Genomic DNA, 14,598 nt, shown 5'->3' on the forward strand with positions numbered 1-14,598 from the left:
TTCAACGACTAATGCTATTGCATCAAGCTTAAATTCTTTTGAATATTTTTTACGTGCTGTCATTTTTTTTCTCCAGTTAAGTCTATTATCTCTTAACTGGGGTAGTCGAATCCATTAAACCACGTCAGCCCTTATCGCTTTATGATTAAAGTCAAAGGGGTTTGAAAGATATAATTTATCCCTGTAAATTACCTAAAGTAAGTTACAGGGTTGCTATAGACCAAAAAATACTGTTTTAAGCCAGCAGTATTTTTTATAGCGAAGTAAATTACTTAATAAAACGTCTTGTTGCTAAGCCGATTAATCCCAAGCCAAAAATGGCGAGTGTTCCTGGCTCTGGCACTGCTGTAGTAGTTAACGATAACATCGGCGCACCGTTATTTGCATTTTCTTTACTTGCAAATTGAAATGAGCTATCTGTTCTTACCGAATTTACTCGTCTTAAACCTAAGGTAACTAAGTTATCTGAATCATTGTTGATAAAGTTCACTAAAGCGTCGTTATCAAGTGTAAAACGATCGCCAACATTTATGTCCTTCAATGAGAGAGTTCCCAATAATGAAAAGTCGCTTGTAAAGCCATTCGAGTTAACATTATTTCCCGCAGCATTGTTCCAAGTAATGGCATTCTCGCTCCAGTTATTACCAACCGAGCTATCAAGTAAACCATAAACTTCGACATCAAATACATTGGCGACTAATGCATCATTATCGGTGAGGATGTTATAGGTTAATGCTAAATCAAATGAGGCGTTAGCCACGGTTTCAGTAATATCACTTAAATCAAAACGAATATAACTCTGACGATGCCATCCATTATCACCATCATTTCTCAACAATAGCGTATTAGCACTCCCGTAATTGCTATCCTTTTTTCCATTATGAATGTACGAGTCGGCACCATTACCAAAATTGGTATCTATCTCAATAAGCCCAGCATTGGCAATCGACATAACGGACAAATTTAACGCAACAAATAATGGTTTTAACATATTTTTTTTCAATTGATGATCCTTACTACCTGGTTTGTAGCTCTTCTGAGTAACACATTGATGTATGGTTATATGATAAGCATAGATCACACCAGACTGTAAAACCCTCAATTTTTCAGGTACATAACTCATCCCTTAAATTAAATAAATGAAAAGATGTAAAAAAAGCTGACACAACTCTACGTAGTGATTAAAGTTCATTTGATTTTTGAATGGTATATACCCAAGCCACTTCAAAATACAGGATTCAGCTGGAATTAGAAATGCCTTTAGACAAGGCATTGATTGAAGAGAATAGTTATTTTATTGTCGAAATTAATAACGATGTATGAAGCGTTTCTAAACCAGCCATTCAGGGATGTCTGAGCAAATCATGTTCATCGTTATGTAGTTAATTAAGGGGGCAACCATTAATAAAATACAAGCCTTGACCATGAGTCGCTCAGGCGTCCTGAAACGAGCATTTTGAAGTCGCTTGGATATACAGTCAAAACTACGACTCTACGCCTGATTGATAGCGGAAGAATGTGTTGACATTACCCTTGTCAGCATGTAAGATGTGTGATATGTGACAAGTAATTATTACTTGATAAAAGCCTCTAAAGTTAGCTCAACAGCGATAGTCAGTTCATTTCAACAGACTGAATTATTCGATAATAAGAGGTAATTCTCAAACTATAATTGAGAAAATAGACGGTACTTAGATTTAGCAAAGCGTAATAGTTTATCTATTTTATACCCGTTACCATTCGATATGCATGTTTCAGAGCGGTTGAGCGATTTCAATTCAAGGCGCATTGATGAAGGAATGGTTATTCCCTTCGAAGTCACTGTAACGAAGAAGTGGAATTGCTCAAACGCTTCTACGATGGGTTTAAAATGACTTTATGCTGCGGTAAATAATCAAAACATAGAGTGACTATGCTTAAATTATTCTCCTTGCCTAAAGGCATTTTAATTCCCACTGAAATCGAGCACTTTGAATGGTAACGGGTATAGTAAGGTGACTTGAGAAAATCCTTATTGCCAAACAATATCAAACTAACAAAAAATCTTTTATCCTTTTGGATTATTTATGAAAAATATAAAAAATTATCGTTCCGCTATTATCAGTTTAATTATGCTGTTGGTTTGTAGTTACAATTCTCAAGCACAAAGCGTTGATGAATTTAAACAAAACAGTGCTAACTTAATTGAAAGATTAATTGGCAAAAATGATATTTTTCACATAGAAAAAATTGAACCTAAGAACAATAAGTCACTATTTGAAGTTGAATTAGTCGATAAGAAAATTGTTTTACGAGGTAATAATATTACCGCAGTCGCCAGTGCTTTTCATACCTACCTCAGAGTAACCAAACAAGCTCATTTCTCATGGGGGAGAGATAGAGTAGATAAAGTAACAGTCCCTGCTTCATTTGATAAAATAGTAAAAGCCAGCCCTGTTGACCTTTATTATCAATTTAACTTTACCGCACATGGTTATTCAACCCCCTACTGGTCATGGGAAGAGTGGGAAAGAGAAATAGATTTAATGGCGTTAAATGGTATAACACACCCTTTAATTATTTCAGGTATTGAAAGTGTCTATATTTCAACATTTATCCATTTTGGCTACACCGAAGAAGAAATCAGGAGTTGGTTAGTACTTCCCGCCCATATACCTTGGCAACTTATGGGCAATATTTACTCAACGAATGACGCTATAAGCCAGAGTTTAGTTAATAACCGTAAAGTATTGGGACGAAAAATTGCCAATAGATTACGTGAACTTGATATGACCCCCGTACTTCCAGGTTATTATGGGTTAGTCCCCAATGATTTTGCCAACAGAAATAGTGCAAGTGAGTCGGCAACCGAGCCCTTTATTCTACCTCAAGGAGGCTGGGCTGGTGGTTATGACAGGCCCTCGTTAATAAACCCAAACCAAACAACCTTTTCACTACTTGCTAAACATTATTATACCGCCATCGAGGAAGTGTTTGGCGAGGTTAACTACTTTGCTGCGGATCCTTTCCATGAAGGTGGAAAAACCTCAGGCATTTTAGTACCCGCTGCAGCCAATAAAATCCAACAGTCAATGCTCGACCATGATGAAGACTCAGTCTGGGTTTTGCAGGCTTGGCATGGGAATCCAAGAAAAGATCTCCTTAGCTCTCTCAGTATAGACAATACCTTGGTGATAGATCTGTGGGGAGACGAAAGCCCCGCTTGGAATAGAGATGGCACTAACAATGCCGCATTTGAAGGCATGCCTTGGGCATGGTCTATCATTCAAAACTTTGGTGGCAACTCGGGTTTAACAGGGAATTTAGACACTATTGCTCAACAGTTTTCACCTTTAGGGGTATTTAACAATGCCAACCAAGACAATTTGATTGGTTTAGGTATGGCCATGGAGGGTATTGAACAAAACCCTGTAGTGATGGACTTTATGTTTGATATGCGTTGGCGCGACAGAAATGCAGGCTATCAGGATATAGGACAATGGCTTGATGATTACAGCGAAAGAAGATACGGAGCAACCAACCCGCATGCTCAAGCTGCATGGCGGATATTAGCTGATACCGTGTATCATTCAGGCCCATACCACCGAGAGGGAACCATCGAAAATATTTTTACTGCTCGCCCTTCGCTTACAACCTTAAAAGCTTCTAGCTGGGCTCCTAATTACGGGCCATATTATAATGAAAAAGCACTCGAGAATGCCCTTTCTTTATTAGTCGAGGCAGGCAGTAAATTAAAAGATATAGAAACATACCAATACGATCTTATTGATGTGGCAAGGCAAGTTGTTGCCAATAAAGGCAGAAAAATACTGGCCAAACTAAATAAAAGCTATCAGCGAAAAAATGTAGCCGACTTCAAAAAACAGAAGGATTTATTCTTAGAAGCAATGTTGGTTCAAGATGATCTCTTAAGCTCTATTGAAGAATTCACCCTGAGTAACTGGCTTAATAAAGCAAATACATTTGCCGACAATGCAGACGATCAAAAAATCTTTGAAGAAAACTCAAAACGAATTATCACTACTTGGGCACCGATAGATTCTAATTTACAAGATTATTCAAACCGTGAATGGTCTGGTTTAATTAAAGATTACTACTACCCAAGGTGGGTAAGCTTTTTAAATTATAAAGAGGCTTTATTAACAGGTCATACTGAAGCTACCCCGCCAAACTTATGGGTATTTGAAGATAACTGGGTTAAAACTCAAGCAAAAGAAGAAACCAACCAAGAAAACTTAAAAACACCTTATGAGTTAGCGAAAGCGCTTTTACTAACCGTTAATGCTCAGTGAGCAGACAAATCACATATCTCGTTAAGAAATGACTTTCCCATGACGAGATAAGGGAAACCACACACTCCCTGTGGTACTTTTGGGGGGAGCTTTGCTCCCCCTTTTTTTTATAACTATCACCCGTCCTAAATAAACTTAACTTGATATTTTTTAATTATTTTTCATCTAGAAGTGTACTCATACAGGACTCAAATCTACAAGATTTTCAGTCCCCCTTTGTCAGCATTATACCTTATATCATTCCGTATAAAAAAGTGACCACTTAAAACAGCATTGCCACATTAGAGCCATCAAAATATACCTAGTTTAAGTTATTTCACATCAAGCATGTTTTGTTAGGTTATCATGGTGTTCCATGCGTTCTCAAAGGACGAAAAAGGTAAAGGTTTATATACTGTGTTATTTATTTTGCTAAGAACACTACAGGAATGTATCAAATTAGAGAATACAGGAGCACATTCTCCTGAATAGCCATTACCTACAATCAACGCCTTGCCTAAAAGCCTTTAAATTATCACTAAGCGATCACTTTCTTATACGATTGTTGATATTAGTAGCACTGACAAACGGCACTGCCTATGCTTATCTAGCGTAATATACCCGTGACCATTCAAAGTGCAGGTTTCAGTGGGAGAAAAAAAAGATTTAAACAAGGTATTGATTGTGGGGAAAGGTGTTCCCTCGCCAAAATCAATAAGGCAGTATAAATCGTTTGTAGCCCCATCGATGAAGCTCTTTGAATGATTACGGGTATAATCTATTGCTTTGATAATAACAGTATTAATTCCAATAAGTTTGAACGTGCCATCGGGAATACGAAGGTACTGACGTGGTAAAAGGCCCTAATAGAGAGATTCTTTTAGCGATATCAATCGTAAAATATCTTGGATTACTGAGGGGCATTGTTAAGTGGATTATTGACAAAATATCGACTGGAAAAAATCCAGTCGATATACTTTGAAACGAGCCAAGCCCTGCTTTTTACAGGACAATATTTATACTATTTTACAGAAATAGCGCGTAACCGAAATGTATACTGGTAAGATTTGGCTGGTAACAGATATTTTTTCATTGGCCAAGAGCGCCAACTATCAATACTACCCAAACCCATTTGTTGGTGATCAATATCAAGTTCAACAAGATCTCGCGCGTGAATTTGGCCTGCGTGTTTTTGTTTTTTAATATTGTCTGCACCTAAACCTAGTTCTGCAAGGGTATAGTTTAACGCACTGATATTCAGTAAGCCCTCACCTTCAATAGCAAGTCCAAAACCCTCTTCGTTGGTGATTTCCAACCAACGCACATCAGTTTTATTACCGACTTCCTGTGGGCGAATATAAGGATGATATTGCTCAGCTACCGTACTTTGATATATGCCAACTAGGGCACTGAGTTTTCTATCAAAATAAGACTCATGAGGCCCACGACCATACCATTTAAGTTGCGTGAAAGTGGCTGGCAACTGCATTGTCATACCAAATTTAGGTAATACTGGCAGTGCTTTGGCAGTGCCAACTGTGAAGCTATTATCTACCTCCACCATACCGTCAGCATAAATGCTGTAAGTGCTGCTATAGTTTGCACCTGCTAACAATTGATAATCAGCTTTAGCGATAATTTTATTATCTGAGACACTAATCCAGTTAAAGTCAGTAAGACGAGCATTTTTCCATGCATCACGCCATATGCCAAGCTTGTTATGAATTCCAGCACCATAGTCATTATCTGTAATAGGGCGCCAGAAGTTAGGCACTAGTGGCTTAAGCATTAATTCATTGTCAGCAATGGTGTAAGAGTCTAGCGCTCCACTTTCAAGATTAAAACGCACAGTGAAGCGCTCTGCTCCATTATGCCCAGTAATAGTAGCCTTGCTTTTATCAAATGACAGTAACCCTTCTGAATGTTGACCCTGTTCACCAACAATAGTCGCATGGGGATTACTCAGCGCGATTTGATCTTTAGCAAGTTCATGAGCTATTGCTAAGAAAGGCTGCGCGCCCTTAAGTTTGAAACTGGCATTGATAAAATACTCTACACCGGCTTTCATTTCCGTTGAAAATGGAATTGTAATTGTTGTTTTTGTGCTTGGCTCAGAGGAAAGCTCTTCAATAATACCTTGCTCAACAACAACACCATTTGCGATCACCTGCCAATGTAGCGCAACCGATGATAAATCGGTAAAAGTAAACTCGTTGTGTAGTTCAAACTGTTTGCTTGACTGATCTGTCATGCGTAACCAAATATTTTGGTATACCTTTTTGACTTCTTCAAGTGCAGGGCTAGGACGTCGATCTGGCATCACTAAACCGTTATTAAGAAAGTTATTATCGCTAGGCGTGCCTTCTGGACCAAAATCACCGCCATAAGCAAAATAGCGCTCACCGTTTTCTTGCACCAATAACCCTTGGTCAACCCAGTCCCAGATAAAACCACCCTGTAAGCTAGGGTACTCTCGGATAGTATCCCAGTAATCGGTCAAGTTCCCCATACTATTTCCCATCGCATGAGCATATTCACACATGATCAATGGGCGGTAAGGTTTACTCTGAGCGTATTCAATCAACTGTTCTACTCGCGAATACATAGGCACAACAAGATCGGTATGCGCGGCTTCTTCGGCTCGCTCATATTGTACTGGTCGGGTTTTATCTTGGTGCTTCATCCACTGATAAGCCGCTTGAAAGTTGACGCCGTCTCCTGCTTCATTACCCAGTGACCATATAATGATAGACGGATGATTTTTGTCTCGTTCAAACATGCGCTCAATTCGCTCTAAGTGAGCGTGTTGCCACGCCTTTTTCTTCGCTAATGAACGTTCGCCATAACCCAAACCGTGTGACTCTACATTGGCTTCATCCACTACGTACAAGCCGTATTGATCAGTTAACTCATACCAGCGAGGATCATTTGGATAATGAGAAGTACGCACCGCATTGATGTTATTTTGCTTCATCAACTTTATGTCTTCAATCATTGACGCTTCTGAAATGACGTGCCCAGTAATCGGATCATGCTCATGACGGTTTACCCCTTTAAGTAATACAGGCTTGCCGTTAATCAATAATTGCCCACCTCTGATTTCAGAGGTTCTAAAACCTACTTTTGAGCGGATCACCTGGAGAGTATTGTCGCCCTCAGCTAAGGTTATTTGCAAATTGTAGAGATTAGGATGCTCTGCTGACCATTGAGCAACATCAGTAATGGTGTGATTAAAGTGGCTATTGTCATTTGCTGGCTTTGAGGCAGTATAAAGCATTTGCCCATGCAAATCTGCCAACTGAACACTGACGGTTGCTGTCTGGGTAGCCAGCTCAGAGAAGTCGAGCGCTAAATCAAACAAGCCATCTTTGTAACTCGTGTCTAATGCGGCGGTAACCGTATAGTCTTTAATCTGACTTTTTGGTGTCGCGTAGAGATAAACATCTCGCTCAATACCGCTAATTCGCCAAAAATCTTGTGCTTCAAGATAAGAGCCATCGCTCCAACGATACACTTCCAGCGCGATGATATTTTCACCTGGGTGGACAAATTGGGTTATATCAAACTCAGCCGGTAATTTACTGCCTTGGCTGTAACCTACTTGTTTACCATTAACCCAAATATAAAAGGCTGATTTTACCGCCCCTAGATGAATGTAGATATTTTGTCCTTGCCACTGTTCGCTCAATGTCACTGTCTTACGATAAGAGCCAACAGGGTTATAACCATTAGGAATATCTGGCGGTGTTGGGTTATCCATGTTGAAAGGGAATGATGGATTGACATAAATAGGAATGCCATAACCGTTAAGTTCCCAGTTTGCGGGTACGGCAAGTTCAGGCCAGGATGAATCGTTAAAGGCTACCTGATAAAAGTTTTCTGGTCGATCACTGGGATCTCTCACCCAATTAAACTTCCACAAGCCATTAAGTGATAAAAAGTTTTTCGATTGATGCTTGTTATTCGCCTTGGCAAGCGTCTCACTTTCAAAGGCAAAAAACGAAGCCCTTGCAGGCAATTTGTTAATGCCGACCACCGCTGGATTTTCTAATTCCGGCTTTAAGTCTGACGGCTCTGGTCCCTGAGACAAAATGCAGCCTTGTAAGGCCAATAAAGATAATAACATTACTGTATAGCAACGTTTCATCACACAGTACTCCTAAAAAATAGATATGAAATAAGCCTACAGATATCACCGAAGGCTACGAAAAATTAGCTCGACTATAGCCGATCTAATTGAAGGTGCAGTAGAAGCGTTTTAGCGATTATATTTTTTGCAAGCCATATTGCTTTATCCGCTGTAATAATTCTCGATGTGGTAAGAGCATCCCCTGTACTTTAGCCTTTTGCTGAAGGATAAGAGAGTGCTTCTGCTCAGCTTTTCCTTGCTCCGTATAACGATAAGCAATAGCGCTAATGTCAGTATTAAATGCCATTCCATATAGTACATACAGGTAGTTTGTTCGGTAAAAAACCTCTTGCTTGGTGATAAAATCATAATCACTGGGTGGTCGTTCACGCCACAGTGCTAGGTTATCAAGTAATTTTTGTGGCGTGCTTTCTTGGCTGCGATTGTCTCGCCAAAATGGTGTGTCATCGCGATCAGACAAATAGTAGTGCAACTTGATAAAGTCAATAACTCTGTCCCATTGATACCGCCCGCTTTTATTAAAACGCTCAGCGATAATAGGCATAGTACTCATTTTACTTGGTAACAGTTCAGCCAACATTTTTGCTGTATCATCAAAAATTAATAAACCCGTTGCTTCTAGCGGCTCAACAAAGCCTTGAGATAGCCCTATCGCAACACAATTTTTTACCCAAAACTTTTCGCGGTAGCCAACGTTCATTTCAATGCGACGACAGGGTAACTCGTCAACTTTGTCACCGATAGACTGCCTTAAATAATCCCTAAATACTTGCTCTGCTCTAGCATGACTAGAGTATTTTTCTGAATAAACGTAGCCTGTACCGCGGCGCTCACTTAAGCCAATATCCCAAATCCAACCAGCCTCTTGCGCGGTTGAAATAGTATAGCTGGGTATAGTTTGATTCGGGTCAGTGTAAGGCACTTGAATAGCCAAGGCATGATCAGCAAAGAGTACATCATTTTTACTGATGAAGTTAACCCCTAACGTTTGCCCTAACAAGAGTGAAGAAAAACCAGTGCAATCAACAAACAGATCCGCAAAAAACTCGCCTTGATTATCTGTGACTACGGAATCTATAGCACCGCAATCTGTTAATCTTATGTCCTTAACTTCAGCAAGCACATGCTTAACGCCCAGTTTTTCAACTGCATGACGGGTTAATAACTGAGAGAATTTAGCTGCATCAAGATGATAAGCGTAGCCATTGATGCCCGCATATTCTTCATGAGTCATTAGCTTAGGCGCCAAGTGTAGATCGCTCACATAACTCTGTATGCCAATTGTATCGGTATAAGAATGCCCCTCAAATTGACCATTTAACCAGTAAGGGGTTAAATCAAATTGATTGCTATCGATGTAATCAAATGGATGGTGGTAATAATTATTATGACTATTTCCCTTTGGCTTCATCCAATTAACAAATTTAATACTCTGTTTAAATGTTGCATCGCATTCTCTGATAATATCTGTTTCACTTATACCAAAGTAACGCAAACTCTCTAAAATAGAAGGCACAGTCCCCTCGCCCACACCAATCGTTGGGATATTGGGGGATTCAATTAAGGTAACTCTTAACCCTTGCGGTGTATTAGACCCATGCTTTTTCGCTAGATGACAAGCCGTTAACCATCCTGCAGTGCCTCCACCAATAATGACAACCTCTTTTACTAAATCATCCTTATGTATATCAGTCATGATTGCTCCAAGTGGCATTGTTTATTGAGTATAATTTTTAGCATAAAAAAGGGCCAAGTAAAACTACTGGCCCTTACACAGTGTACTAACTATTTATTAGAACGAAGCTCTAACACCTACGGTGAAACGAGCACCTGTTGCTGTTTTAGATAGGAAACGTGATGTATACGTGCTGTACGTACGTGTATCTTCATCCGTTATGTTTATCCCTTCAGCAAAAATACTAAAGTTGTCATTTAGATCATAACTTACCGATGCATCAAACTGGCCGTAATCTTCTGATTGCTCAGGCTGACCGTTCTTACATGTAGTACACTTAACATATTCACCACGCCAGTTGTAAGCAATTCGCGCTTGTAACGGACCGTTTTCATAGTAAGTAATTAAGTTATATGAATCTTTTGATAATCCTGCTAACGCAAATGACAAGTTTTCTTGACCTGGTGTAAAGGCAGCAGAACTATCCATGTAAGTATAGTTAAACTGAACACCAAAGCCATTATCAAAGTTATGCATTAGAGCAAACTCAAGACCTGAGGCATCAGCTGAATCGCTGTTATAAGGTGCGGTATTATCAAAGTCAAGCATCATTGCATCACTAGGAACATCATCAATATAAGTAGGGACTTCTAATGTCACTTGACGTGTTTGAGTAGTTATCCAATCTTTAATCTCTTTATTAAAATAAGTGGCACCAATATAGCTATCATCAGAGTAATACCATTCTACCGCTAGATCAAAGTTCACTGAAGTATACGGGTTTAAGTTAACGTTTTGACCTACTATCGTGCCATCAAACTGAAGTTCGTTATTAGCATCATATATACCTGTACCACTATAATTTTGTGTTGGTGTTAACTGTGATAATTGCGGACGCGTCATTGTTTCAGAATAAGCAACACGGGCGACTACATCATCAGCGAGGTCAAACTTCAAATTCATGCTAGGTAATAATTTGCTGTAACTTGAACTTGCGCTAATATCTTGACCTGATGCAACATCTAGAATGCCAGCACCTTGAGCTGAGTCAATGTTAAAGCCGACAAGATCATTACCGTTACCGTATGAGGCGGTATCAGTACTGATGTAACGTAAACCAATATTACCAGACCAACCTTCACCTTCTAATATCGCTTCAATATAAGCTGCGGTGGTTTCTTCTGTCACTTTCCATGACTTGCCAGCATTATGTTCAGGCGCAAATGCGCCAAGTGGACTACCGTTTGCCCCTTCAGGCATGTATGCTTGCGCTGCAATAAGTTTTTCTCGTGCATTCTCAACTGCTATTGCGGCTGCCGCTTCAGCATCAGCACGTGTTGCATGAGTTGGATCACCGTTTTCAAAATTGTTAATGATTTGGTTACCAAAACTAGGTAATTGATCAAATATTTCATCACCTAAGAAAAAGTCGACTAAATCTTGTGGGTTGTAATCATACCAACTGTTCACTAAGCCAGCATTCCCTCCCAAAATTCCACCCGATGGCGAAACCGTGTTCATCATACTAGCCGGTGCATTATAATGAAAACCTCTATAATTGCTAATTACCGTACCCCAATTAGTTTCTTTTCTTTCATTAATTTTTTCACGGTCTGAATAATAAACGCCACTTTTAATTGCAGCAAGCACACCCATGTCATCTAGCGTCCATTCAGTATCAATATGTAATTCAGTGATATCATCATCACGGTTTGTCTGATTAAATGAAACTGTATTGGCATAATACGAATCCGGCGTACCAGTAAAGTCAATCGCTGGGCCATCCCATGAAAAGGCGTCACCACTTAAGGCAAAATTAGTAACATTTTGTGTTGGGTTAGCTAAGGTGCCTCCAAAGTTATCACCTGAGCGCGCTTTAGCACCAGAGGTTTGTAAATCGAAATCGACTGTGAAATTATCACTCACTTCCCAATTAGCATTTATACCTACCATGGTCGTAGTCACATCACGACCATTTATTCCCTGGTTAGCGCTGTTCCATTGACCTGTACCTAGCCTTTCACCATTTTCCCACAACTGATAGACACCTTGTGAAACAAGCGGTTTAGGCACACGACTAAGTGATTGAACGGTATTATTTTCATCAATAACTGAGTTAAAGTTAGGATTTGAAAACCAACGAGATAATGAGCTAGTTGAGTCATCAACGGTGAGTTTTGAATAAATAACATCAGTTGTTATTAATAAATTATCAGACACTGCCCATTGCCCAACTAATGAAGCACCAATGCGATCACGCTCTTGAACTTTGTAAGTTTGATCGGCACTTTGTGGGCGCCAAGCTTTTTCTGTTGTTGTAGGCCCTTTAGGATCACTACCCGGGATAACAAAATCTTCACGATAACGACTAACATTAGCTGCATCCGTACGTCCTTCACGACTTTGATATGAAAATGCTGCTAAGATACCAAAATCATCATCGAAGTTTTGGCTAATTAAGCCTGATACCGATGGGTTAGTTGTTTCAGCTAACGTATCATAAATGGCTTTAGTAGAGCCTACAGCTCTAAAGCCTTCAATTTCAAGAGGCTTAGCTGTTTTTATGTTTACTAAACCACCGATACTGCCTTCAGCCATTGATGATCTAGAGGTTTTATAAACGTCTGCGCCACTGATTAATTCTGAAGCTAACAGGTCAAATGAGAATGCTCGGCCACCGCTATCTGTTGGCACTGTACGATTATTAAGCATTACACTATTAAATTCTGGACCAAAACCACGAATTGAAATACTACGACCTTCACCCGAATCACGGTCAATCGTTACCCCAGTAATTCGTTGTAAAGATTCAGCAACGTTTTGATCTGGAAATTTACCAATATCTTCAGCAGCAATGCCATCGACAACAGAACCTTCAAAACGTTTATTCTGTAAAGAAGAGACCAAACTGCCACGAATACCCGTGACTACAATAACCTCAGTATCATCCGCTTTCTTTTTATCTACGCTTTCTTCAGCTACCGCAGCACCAGAGATGGTTATTGGAGCCAGTACAGCAAAAATTGCGCTTGCCAGTTTATTTTTCCTAAACATTAGATTTGCATTATCGTTTGAAATATTTTGCATTTTTATTCCCCTAACATGTATTTATATTCTTTGACTTCACAGTCAAACTATCAGACTTCATGTTATCATACAAGTAAAAATGTGTCTTTATTGCTCAATAATAAGCATTAGTGTTTAAAAATGTTAACTTCAGGCTATAACAAGATCGAGCTACCCCATTCTTTAGCGTTACCACTTAATTTTTTATAGCTATACCCGTTACCATTCAAGATGCATGTTTCAGAGCACTTTGAATGGTAACGGGTATAACAAGCACAGTTCATAATATAAAAATTATTTATAACAGGTGTTTATCTTAATTATAGCGTTATCTTCCTGCTCATTATAAATTTCGACTAGGCTTAACATTTGCTCTTTAGCAATAATTATTGCGCTTATTGCGACCAAATAGTCTTTTTGATGTAATTCAACAATGTCATTATTACTGAGCTGCTCAAAAGCAAGCTCATCAATCGTATACAAGCCCTTGATATTATGTGTTTTCTCATCCTTAAAATGCAGCGTAACTTGCCAAGGTTTTATTAGATTTTTTTCTAGCAAGACTAATAAAAATTCTTTTGTAGCTACTTCATCCTCAAAATTATGCCTAAGTTGAGCAAGAGTTTGTTCTAAATATTCACTGTTCATTCCTTCAAGTTCAAACAAGGATTGTCCTTCTTCGGTACTGACAAATTGACTATCGACATCGATAAAAACACTCAGTTTTCCCGAATTATCGGCAGTTTCCAATAAATATAATGGAAACTCTGAACTTGCATTAGGTAAATAATGTGCCCTCCAGCGGTCTTGATGAGAAAACAAGTTTTGATCAGCACTTAAGCCAAATAAAGCAACACTACAAAACTGCCCTGTTGCCTCATCTTTAATAAAGAAAATAGGGAAGTTACTTGCGGCATGACGTAACTCACTGAAGTTAACTTCACAAAATTGCCTTTTATGCATAAAACTAGTATTAGAAGTTACCTTATATTCGCGATGTTCATGTTTACTTAGTGGAATAATATTCATGTTATTTTCTTTCCTTTAAACCCGATCTGATGTGGAACGTTAAATAATTTCAAGTACCATTCAACGTCAAGTTGTAAGACATCATATACCAAGTATAGCTATTATTGTGAAAGAATAATAAATTATAGCTATACTTGAAAAATAAGCCTACCAAAACATGGGGCTTAGTTTTACTCTGTAGCTATAGAAGATGATCATAGAAATTAGCAGTTACCTCCAAAGTTAGAAATTCTAACTTGTGTACTCATGTTTATACCTGTTCCACTTGAAGATGCAGGATTCTGACCTGGTCAACCAAATTCAGTCACCCCAGTTAAGCAACCATATCTAAATTGTTTATCATCGCTTCAAAGTTATTTGGACTTTGGTAATCCAGATAAGAATGTAGGCGACGACTGTTGTACCAC

6 protein-coding genes are annotated in these 14,598 nt (G+C 39.0%); 1 reads left to right on the top strand and 5 read right to left on the bottom strand.

Annotated elements, in window-relative coordinates:
- Window positions 1–268: 268 nt before the first annotated feature.
- Window positions 269–991, bottom strand: coding sequence for a PEP-CTERM sorting domain-containing protein (locus ND16A_RS21375; protein WP_235282163.1), 723 nt, complete (start codon window positions 989–991; stop codon window positions 269–271).
- A gap of 1,075 nt (window positions 992–2,066) precedes the next feature.
- Between ND16A_RS21375 and ND16A_RS05870 the strand changes: the two genes are divergently transcribed.
- On the top strand, window positions 2,067–4,292 hold the full coding sequence (locus tag ND16A_RS05870) for an alpha-N-acetylglucosaminidase (RefSeq protein ID WP_033078318.1): 2,226 nt from the start codon (window positions 2,067–2,069) through the stop codon (window positions 4,290–4,292).
- Between the two features lie 1,000 nt (window positions 4,293–5,292).
- Here the strand turns inward: ND16A_RS05870 and ND16A_RS05865 are convergent.
- The 4 genes from ND16A_RS05865 to ND16A_RS05855 all read right to left on the bottom strand — a co-directional run bounded on the left by ND16A_RS05865 (window position 5,293) and on the right by ND16A_RS05855 (window position 14,191).
- Window positions 5,293–8,418 carry a glycoside hydrolase family 2 TIM barrel-domain containing protein gene (locus ND16A_RS05865; protein WP_033078319.1) on the bottom strand — a complete coding sequence of 1,042 codons (3,126 nt, stop codon included), beginning with the start codon at window positions 8,416–8,418 and terminating at the stop codon, window positions 5,293–5,295.
- A 118-nt stretch (window positions 8,419–8,536) separates the two neighbouring features.
- Entirely contained in the window at window positions 8,537–10,117 is a 1,581-nt protein-coding gene (locus tag ND16A_RS05860) for a tryptophan halogenase family protein (RefSeq protein WP_033078320.1), read from the bottom strand.
- A 96-nt stretch (window positions 10,118–10,213) separates the two neighbouring features.
- Window positions 10,214–13,183, bottom strand: a complete 2,970-nt coding sequence (locus tag ND16A_RS20000) for a TonB-dependent receptor (RefSeq protein WP_038028049.1) — start codon at window positions 13,181–13,183, stop codon at window positions 10,214–10,216.
- A 273-nt stretch (window positions 13,184–13,456) separates the two neighbouring features.
- Window positions 13,457–14,191 carry a SapC family protein gene (locus ND16A_RS05855; protein WP_033078321.1) on the bottom strand — a complete coding sequence of 245 codons (735 nt, stop codon included), beginning with the start codon at window positions 14,189–14,191 and terminating at the stop codon, window positions 13,457–13,459.
- Window positions 14,192–14,598 lie beyond the last annotated feature (407 nt).

Origin of the sequence: Thalassotalea sp. ND16A (assembly GCF_000764205.1) — a bacterium.
Classification (GTDB): Bacteria; Pseudomonadota; Gammaproteobacteria; order Enterobacterales; family Alteromonadaceae; genus Thalassotalea_A.

Bases quoted from the DNA above. Each gene is read 5' to 3' on its own strand.
- ND16A_RS21375 (WP_235282163.1), bottom strand. From the start codon at position 991: ATGTTAAAACCATTATTTGTTGCGTTAAATTTGTCCGTTATGTCGATT.
- ND16A_RS05870 (WP_033078318.1), top strand. From the start codon at position 2,067: ATGAAAAATATAAAAAATTATCGTTCCGCTATTATCAGTTTAATTATG.
- ND16A_RS05865 (WP_033078319.1), bottom strand. From the start codon at position 8,418: ATGAAACGTTGCTATACAGTAATGTTATTATCTTTATTGGCCTTACAA.
- ND16A_RS05860 (WP_033078320.1), bottom strand. From the start codon at position 10,117: ATGACTGATATACATAAGGATGATTTAGTAAAAGAGGTTGTCATTATT.
- ND16A_RS20000 (WP_038028049.1), bottom strand. From the start codon at position 13,183: ATGCAAAATATTTCAAACGATAATGCAAATCTAATGTTTAGGAAAAAT.
- ND16A_RS05855 (WP_033078321.1), bottom strand. From the start codon at position 14,191: ATGAATATTATTCCACTAAGTAAACATGAACATCGCGAATATAAGGTA.